Origin of the sequence: Mesorhizobium ventifaucium (genome assembly GCF_935822925.1) — a bacterium.
Taxonomy (GTDB): Bacteria; Pseudomonadota; Alphaproteobacteria; order Rhizobiales; family Rhizobiaceae; genus Mesorhizobium; species Mesorhizobium ventifaucium.
Map to the genome: position 1 here is coordinate 1 of NZ_CAKXZS010000073.1, position 8,245 is coordinate 8,245.

An 8,245-nucleotide genomic window follows, 5' to 3' on the forward strand; every position below is an offset into this window, starting at 1 on the left:
GCAGAAAACGTGCCGAGGTTGCGGCCAGCTCCTTCTCCCCGTCACTATACGGGGAGAAGGTGCCGGCAGGCGGATGAGGGGCGGCACCAACGCTTGAATATTAGTATTCAACTTCAACGCCGAACTCTGTGGCCGTTCTCATGGGCTCTTCTTATTGTTTGACCAAGATCTTTTCCGAAAACCGGAATCCACTTTTTCGGGGTCATGGTTCAGGCCGGCTCGCGTTTCAGCGCCTGCGCCATGCAGTGGATGCCGCCGCCGGTCTTTGAGATCTCGCTCATGTCGATGGCCGCCACTTCGAAGCCGCGCGCCTTGAGTTGGCCGATCAGCGTCTGGCTGGATGTCGGCGCGATCACCCTGTCCTTGCCCAGCGACATGAAATTGCAGCCGAGCGCCATCGTGTCCTGGAACGGCACGTCGATGATCTCGTGGCCCTTGCCCTTCAGCCAGTCGACGATGCCAGGCTCGGTGCAGGCGAGGCAGACGGCGGTCAGTTTCTCGGCGATCGGCACCACCATAAGATCGATATGGACATAATATTCGTCGATGAAGGCGATGCGGGTTTCCCAGCCCTCCTTGTCGAACCAGGCCTGGACCTGGCGCGCGCCCTCCTCCTGGGTGCGGGCGCCGCCACAGCCGATCAGCACCACGCCGTCCTCGATGACGTTGAAGTCGCCGCCCTCGAAGGTGCCTGCGGTGACCATGTCGTAGATCGGGATGCCGAGCTTCTCATAGGTGCGGATCGCCGCATAGTTCTCGCCGCGCCGCCACCATTGGGACATCGCGGTGATGATGGCGCCGTACGGCGTCATGACGCTGGAATCCCGCGAATAGACCTGCATCGGCAGCTCCGGCGTCGGCTCATGCCAGTGGATGTTGACGCCGAAATGTTCGTAGGCCGCGACCAGGTCCTTGTGCTGCGCCTGCGCGATCTGGACGTTGCACGGCGCCTCGCGCAGATGCTTGCGCGACAGCGAGCTGGTCGAAAGGTGGCGCAGGAAATTCGGCGAGCCGAGCAGCACGTCGCTCAGGACGTCGGTCTCGTTGGCAAAGCCCCAGGCGGTCAATGGCTTGGTGCCGCCGGCCGGATTGCGGCGCTGCAATGAAAACGGTTCTGCGACGATGCGGTCATGGACGGTCATGGCATTCTCCTGGCTTTGAGTGATCACGCGGCTTGCGGGTTGCTTGGTATCCACCAGTCCCGTCCGCGCGGGGTGGCGACATATTCCGGCCAGCGGAAATGGATCGGCGGTTCGTAGTCGCAGAGCGGCGCCAGCCAATTGCTGCCGCCAATGCCGCCGCCGGTGCGGGCGACGAATTCGTCCATCGCCGCATCGCGAGCCGCCTTGTCTTCCAGCAGGCGAAGGGCTGCCAACGCAATCGTCTTCGACGCGCAGGCAACCATCGGATCGATGGTGGCGGAAATGCCGCCGAGCGCATTCATCGCCCAGGACGGGTAGGCGTGGCCGTTCTGCGACCGCAGCGCCGGCCGGGCGACGTAGAACCGCGCTGTCGGCGTGTGCCACGACATGTCGGTGTAGTCGTCGGAGGTCGAATTGAGCTGCGACGGCGGCAAGTCGCGGCGCAGGATCGCCTCTGCGTCATGCGGCGCAATTAGCTGCTCCATCTCGGCGATGAACGGCTCGTCGGTTGCCGTCCCGCCGGCATTGACCTGGATTTCGCGGGCGATCGCCTTGGCCGCCTCGTCCCAGCGCGGCGGCCCGGCGGTCGCCAGCGCATCGAAGGCGATGCCTGACATGACGTGGTTAGCCAGCCCCGGCCGCGACTTCGACACCCAGTGCCGCTCGTAGCGGCAGCCGCTCATTTTCGCGGCGGCTTCCGCATTGCGATCGAGCAAGGCGGTCACCTGCTCGGCCATGGCAAGCGTTGGCACGCGGATCATGTACTGGATCTCGGCCAGCCCCGCCGGCAGATTGTCGGCGGTCGCCTGCCCCGCCGTCAGGATCGCCTCGCTGATCGACCAGCCGCCCTGGTGCGGCAACATGGAATCGCGCAGCGCCTTGGAAGCCATGTACATCATCACCAGCGCGTCGTTGGCGCCGGGGGCCCTGACCGCCGAATGCGCCTGCGGGATCGGCGCGCCGTTGCCGGCCGCCCGCGTCCAGCTCTCCGGCTCGTCGCAGATGAAGCGGTAGATCATCGCGTAGGCCGCGCCGCAATGCGTGTCCCAGCGTGCCGTGTTGCAGAGCGGCAGCATGTAGAAGGGATGGAAGGAGATCATGCCGGCGAGGCCGTCATAATAGCCCTTCGCCGCATGGATCGGCTTCGACCCCCGTACCTTCTCCGCAGGCTCGCCGGTAAAGCGCAGCGTGCCTGATATGCCGTGGCGCTGCATTGCCGCCTTGGTCGCCAAAAGCCCGCCCAGGCCGGCAACGCCGAGGCCGGAATGCGGATCGGTGTGGCCGCCGGCCTGTTCGCCGAGGCCCGGGCGCGGTCTCTTGACGGTCGCCGCATCCTGGCAATTGCCCGGCACCGCATCATACTCGGCATACAGGCCGATGGTCGGCCCGGCGCCATTGGTCCAATGGGCGCAGAAAGCGGTGGGCATGCCGCCGGAGCCTTCCTCGACGGAAAAGCCTTCATGCTTCAACTGCTCGACATACCAGGCGGCCGACTGGTATTCGCGCCAGGCGGTCTCGCCGAAGTCGAAGATCGTCCGCGTCCACGCCGACAGCGACGGCTGGATATCATCGAGGCAGGCAAGCGCGGTTGCTTGGGCCGAAGTGGTCACCGGTTCCTCCATGCGTGAAAGAAAGCAGTGAAGCGCCTCGCCAAAAAGTGATATGTTTTCCCGGCTCATGCAAATTCGGTTCACCTCTTGAGAATTCCCTCGACTCAGGCGCTGCGCGCCCTCGACAGTTTCGCCCGCCACGGCAGCGTCTGGCGCGCCGCCGACGAACTGCATCTGACCCGCAGCGCGGTCAGCCATCAATTGCGGCTACTCGAACGCGATCTCGGCTTCGACCTGCTCGAGCGCATCGGCAAGGGCGTCGCGCTGACGCCGCGCGGCCAGCGTTACGCCAGCGACGTGCGCAAAGCGCTGACGGTGCTCGGCGATGCGGTGACGCGCCATGCCGGCACCGGCGTCGGCGGCTCGTTCAGCGTCAGCTGCACGCCGGGCTTCGCCTCGCTGTTCCTGTGCACGCACATCGGCGAATTCCGGCAGATGTACCCCGATGTCGCGCTGCGCATCCTGACGCCGCGGCGGCTGGACGACGTCAGCAATGCCGAAGCCGACGCCTTCATCGCCTTCGGCGTCGGCAACTGGCCGAACCGGGCGGTCGAGCTGTTGTGCGAGATCTCCTTCACGCCGCTGTGCAGCCCGACGCTGCTCAACAAGATCGGCGGCTTTTCCAAGCCGGCCGACGTGCTGCGCGCCAATCTCCTGCATCTCGGCGACACCGAGGACTGGGCGCGCTGGCTGGTGCTGTCGAAGGTCGAGAATCCCGACACCGAGGGCGGCATTTTCTTTTCCGACATGAACCTGGTTTTTTCGGCCGCCATCGCCGGCCAGGGCATCGCCATGGGCGACGAGCTGACCAGCCGCCGGGCGCTAAGCGAAGGCCGGCTGGTGCGCCCCTTCGACATTGCGATCAGTTCGCCCCGGTCGTACTTTCTGGTTTCAGAGCATGCGAAGGCGAGCCACCCGGTGCTGGAGGCGTTCGTGAGGTGGCTGAGGTCGAAGCTTTCGGAGAACAGGGTTGGGCCGTATTGAGCGAGGCGCCGAAACCGCCAATCTCCCTCCTCGTGGGGGAGATGCCCGGCAGGGCAGAGGGGGGCGCGAAGGAACGCTAACTTTTGCAGCAACTCTGAAACCAGGGATGGGCAGCTCCAAATAGTTGATAGGCTGGCGGGACAGCGCCCTGGACAGCGCCCCCCTCTGTCCTACCGGAGATCTCCCCCCCACGGGGGGAGATTGGCGGCTCGAGCGTCCCGCTCGCCTCCCCCACGTCGACAACAGATGAATCAAATTTGCCGATCAGGCGAAAACTATTCGGTTGCGGTGAGCCGCCGCCCTGCCTACGATTTCAATCAGCATTGAGGACAAAGGCAGGATGCAGCAACCCGGCCGTGCCGCAGAGATCAAGGCCATCGGGATCGGCAAGAGCTTCGGCTCGTTCCGTGCGCTGGACGATCTGACGCTCGATATCGGCCGCGGTGAGTTCCTGACCCTGCTCGGACCGTCGGGTTCGGGCAAGACCACCTTCCTGATGATCCTTGCCGGTTTCGTGCAGCCGACCGACGGCCGCCTTTACAGCGACGGCGTCGATATCACCGAGCGGCCGGCCGAGCAGCGCGCTGCCGGCATGGTGTTCCAGGGCTATGCCCTGTTCCCGCATATGAGCGTCGAGGCCAACATCGCCTTCCCGCTCAAGGTGCGCAAGAAATCGTCGACCGAGATCAAGCGCCGCGTCAGTGAGATGGTCGAGCGCGTCGGGCTGAAGGGCCACGAGAAGAAACTGCCGTCGCAATTGTCCGGCGGCCAGCAGCAGCGCGTGGCGCTGGCCCGCGCACTGGTGTTCGAGCCGGGCGTGCTTTTGCTCGACGAGCCGTTCTCGGCGCTCGACAAGGGCTTGCGCGGCCAGATGCAGGCCGAGATGAAGCGGCTGCACCAGGAAACCGGGACCACCTTCGTCTTCGTCACCCATGATCAGAGCGAGGCGCTGGCGCTATCGTCGCGCGTCGCCATCTTCAATCACGGCAAGTTGCTGCAGGTCGGCGCGCCTGACGAGGTCTACGACCGGCCGGCCAACCGCTTCGTCGCCGAGTTCCTCGGTGAGATCAACATGCTGCCTCTGAAGGGCGTGCGCAACGCCGACAACGGCGCCACCGGCCTGTGCGAAGACCGCACCATCACCCTGCGCGGTAATGCAAGCGCCGTCGGCAGCAACGCCATCCTGGCGATCCGGCCCGAATACATGTCGATCGCCCCCGAAGCGACAGCCGGCGAGAACGGCATCGCCGCGACTGCGGTCGCCTCGACCTATCTCGGCGCTGCGACGCGGCTTGATCTCACCACGCGCCAAGGTGCCAAGGTGACGGTCTCGGTGCCGAACGAGGTCGCAGCTTCGGCACTCAGCAAGGGAAATTCCGTATGGCTGACATGGCCTGCGGAAAAAGGTTTCCTCCTTCCGGACGGAGGACAATGACGATCGGCATGGCGAAGCTGAAATTCGCCAGGCTGGCTTTTCGGGAAATATCAACGACAAAAAGGGGAACTCACATGGCAAATGACACCAAGAAACACTCTATCGAGACGCTGTCCGCAAGGACGGTGCGCGGCGAGATCTCGCGCCGGCAGTTCACGCAGCTGGCTGCGCTCGTGCTGGCCGGCACGCCGATAGTGCTGCGCTCGACCGGCGCCTTCGCGCAAGCCAAGGAACTGGTGCTGGTCAATTGGGGCGGCGACGCCATCACCGCTTATGACGCGGCTTATGGCCAGGCGTTCACCAAGGAGACCGGCATCACCGTCAAGATGGACGGCTCCGGCCCGACCGAGGGTGCGATCGCCGCGCAGTTCAAGAGCGGAGCTCCGACCTGGGACCTTGTCGACGTCGATCCGTTCTCGGCGATCACGCTCGGCGCGCAGGGCATGCTGGAGCCGATCGACTATTCGATCGTCGACAAGAAGAAGATGCGCGAGGGCTTCGGCTGGGAGCACGCCGCCTCGACCTATTTCTTCTCCTATGTCATCGCCTATGATTCCGAGAAATTCGGCAGCCAGGCACCGACCGGCATGGCCGACTTCTTCGACGTGACGAAATTCCCCGGCAAGCGCTCGCTCTACAAATGGGGCGTGTCGAGCTGGGAAGCGGCACTGCTCGCCGACGGCATCGCGCCGGCCTCGCTCTACCCGCTCGACCTCAAGCGCGCGCACGACAAGATCGCCGCCTTCAAGGAAAACGTCGTGGCCTACTGGGGCGGCGGCGCCGAGAGCCAGAGCGTGCTGCTCGACGGCGAGGCTTCGATGGCCATCGTCTGGTCGACCCGAGCCTCGCTGATCGAGCAGGATTCCGGCGGCAAGATCAAGTTCATCTGGGACCAGGGCCTGATCTCGCCCGGCGCGCTCGCCGTGCTCAAGGGCAATCCCGGCGGCAAGGACGCGGCGATGAAGTTCATCGCCAGCGCCCAAGATCCGGAAAAGCAGCTGATCATGTTCGACAAGCTCGGCCAGGGCCCGGCCAATCCGGCCGCCGACGCGCTGATCCCCGCCGACAAGAAGCGCATCAACCCGGTCGACCCCGAAAACATGAAGAAGCAGATCCCGCTCGACATGGAGTGGTACGCCAAGAACTACGGGGCCGCACTCGACGAATACACGAAGATCATCTCCGCCTGATAAGACCGGGATAACCGGAGCCGAGATGAAAGCATATCTCTCCGACAGGATGGGCGCGGCGCTGTTGATGGCGCCGCTGCTGCTGTTCCTTGGCGCCGCCTATGCCTGGCCCTTCTTCGGGGTCGTCAATTGGAGCTTCACCCTGCCCGAGCCGGGGCTCGGGCAATATGGCACGTTGCTTAGCGACCCGCTGGTGCAGTCGGTGTTTGTCCGCACGCTGCGCATCGCCGCAATCGTCACGATCGTTTCGGTTGCCGCCGCCTACGCCATCACCGTGGTCTGGGTGCGCGGCACGCCGACGCAGCGGGTGATCGCCGAGTTCTGCATCCTGGTGCCGTTCTGGATCTCGGTGCTGACGCGCGCCTTCGGCTGGGTGGCGCTGCTTTCCAATCGCGGCCTGTTCAACACCTGGCTGCAGGCGATCGGCTTCATCTCAGAACCGCTGACGCTGGTGCGCAACGAATTCGGCGTCATCGTCGGCATGACGCATTTCCTCATTCCCTTCGCCGTGTTTCCACTGGCGTCTTCGATGCGCAGCCTCGACGACCGCGTGCTGCTGGCGGCGCGCGGGCTCGGCTCCAGCCGCATGCGCACCTTCTGGTCGGTGTTCGTGCCGATGACGCGCTCCGGCATCATCGGCTCGGCGCTTATCGTCTTCGTCTTTTCGCTTGGCTTCTTCGTGACGCCGGCGATCCTCGGCGGCGGCCGCAGCGTGATGGTCGCCGAGCTGATCTATCTTCGCATCTTCCAGAGCCCGGATTGGGGGCTGGGGGCGGCGATCAGCGTCGTGCTGGTGCTGTTCGTCGGCGCGCTGATGGCGCTGCTGTTCCGCTATGTCAGACCGAAGCAGCTGATCTGATGCCGACCTACCGCCCGGGCCCCGTCTCGCTGATCCTCGCCGCACTGGTGGCGCTGTTCCTGCTGTTGCCGCTGCTCGCCGTCATCCCGGTGTCGCTGACGCCGACCCGCATGCTGGCGATGCCGTCCGGCGAATTGTCGCTGCGTCACTACCGGGCGCTGATCGAAGATCCGCGCTGGATCAATTCGATCCTGCTCTCGATCAGGATCGGCGTCGTCAGCAGCGCCTTTTCCACCGTGCTGGCGCTGTGCTTCAGCCTAGGTGTGTGGATGTTCCAGCCGCGCTTCACCGCCGCGCTGGTCGGCTTCGTGCTGCTGCCGATGGTGGTGCCGCCGGTGGTCTCGGCGATCACGCTCTACTTCCTGCTGACCTCGATCTCCGGCGTCAGCTCGTTCTTCGGCTACGACACCTGGCTCGGTGTCGCCATGGCGCATGCGGTGATGACGGTGCCCTTCGCCACGGTGCTGATCCTGGTGTCGCTCAGCCAGCTCGACCGGCGCATCGACCTTGCCGCGCGCGGTCTCGGCGCCACGGTGTGGGAGCGCGCCACCCGCATCATCATGCCCAACATCAAATTCGGCATCGTCACTGCCGCCCTGCTGTCCTTCGTGCTGTCCTGGGAAGAGATCGGCGTCACCCTGTTCATCACCTCGGTCAACGCCATCACGCTGCCCAGGCTGATGTGGATGGGCCTGCGCGACAATATCGATCCGGCGATCGCAGCCCTCTCGGTGATCCTGATCATCATCACGGTGCTGGTGCTCGCGGCGCGCAGTGCCGTGGTCCGGCTGCGCGGGGGGCAGTGAGGCGCGAAGCTTGGAAAACAGATCAAGTCAAAGGTTGGCAATCCTTCGCGCCCCCTCTGTCCTGCCGGACATCTCCCCCATTTGGGGGAGATTGGCCGTCATCTCCGCTTTCGCTAATCACTGCCGCCGAAGAAGCGAGCCGTCGCCCGAAGCTGCCGATCTCCCCCCAAGTGGGGGAGATGGCCGGCAGGCCAGAGGGGGCGCTGTCCCATAGGCGCT

7 protein-coding genes are annotated in these 8,245 nt (G+C 64.7%); 5 read left to right on the plus strand and 2 right to left on the minus strand.

Going from position 1 to position 8,245, the window contains the following annotated elements; all coding sequences use genetic code 11:
• Nucleotides 1–209: 209 nt before the first annotated feature.
• Entirely contained in the window at nucleotides 210–1,142 is a 933-nt protein-coding gene (locus NMG70_RS30855; protein WP_254027976.1) for a dimethylarginine dimethylaminohydrolase family protein, read from the minus strand.
• Between the two features lie 23 nt (nucleotides 1,143–1,165).
• Nucleotides 1,166–2,764 (minus strand): zinc-binding metallopeptidase family protein, encoded by a 1,599-nt coding sequence (locus tag NMG70_RS30860; protein ID WP_254027981.1) that lies wholly within the window; start codon nucleotides 2,762–2,764, stop codon nucleotides 1,166–1,168.
• A gap of 75 nt (nucleotides 2,765–2,839) precedes the next feature.
• Between NMG70_RS30860 and NMG70_RS30865 the strand changes: the two genes are divergently transcribed.
• The 5 genes from NMG70_RS30865 (at nucleotide 2,840) to NMG70_RS30885 (ending at nucleotide 8,026) form a co-directional block, all read left to right on the plus strand.
• The gene (locus NMG70_RS30865; RefSeq protein ID WP_254027977.1) at nucleotides 2,840–3,736 is read left to right on the plus strand and encodes a LysR substrate-binding domain-containing protein; all 897 of its coding nucleotides are present in this window, start codon (nucleotides 2,840–2,842) and stop codon (nucleotides 3,734–3,736) included.
• A gap of 340 nt (nucleotides 3,737–4,076) precedes the next feature.
• The gene (locus tag NMG70_RS30870) at nucleotides 4,077–5,171 is read left to right on the plus strand and encodes an ABC transporter ATP-binding protein (RefSeq protein ID WP_254027978.1); all 1,095 of its coding nucleotides are present in this window, start codon (nucleotides 4,077–4,079) and stop codon (nucleotides 5,169–5,171) included.
• Between the two features lie 74 nt (nucleotides 5,172–5,245).
• The gene (locus NMG70_RS30875) at nucleotides 5,246–6,361 is read left to right on the plus strand and encodes an ABC transporter substrate-binding protein (protein WP_254027979.1); all 1,116 of its coding nucleotides are present in this window, start codon (nucleotides 5,246–5,248) and stop codon (nucleotides 6,359–6,361) included.
• A 25-nt stretch (nucleotides 6,362–6,386) separates the two neighbouring features.
• Complete coding sequence (locus tag NMG70_RS30880) at nucleotides 6,387–7,220, plus strand: ABC transporter permease (RefSeq protein ID WP_254027980.1); 834 nt, start codon at nucleotides 6,387–6,389, stop codon at nucleotides 7,218–7,220.
• Nucleotides 7,220–8,026, plus strand: coding sequence for an ABC transporter permease (locus NMG70_RS30885; RefSeq protein WP_077382350.1), 807 nt, complete (start codon nucleotides 7,220–7,222; stop codon nucleotides 8,024–8,026). The genes NMG70_RS30880 and NMG70_RS30885 overlap by 1 nt, the downstream gene beginning before the upstream one ends.
• Nucleotides 8,027–8,245 lie beyond the last annotated feature (219 nt).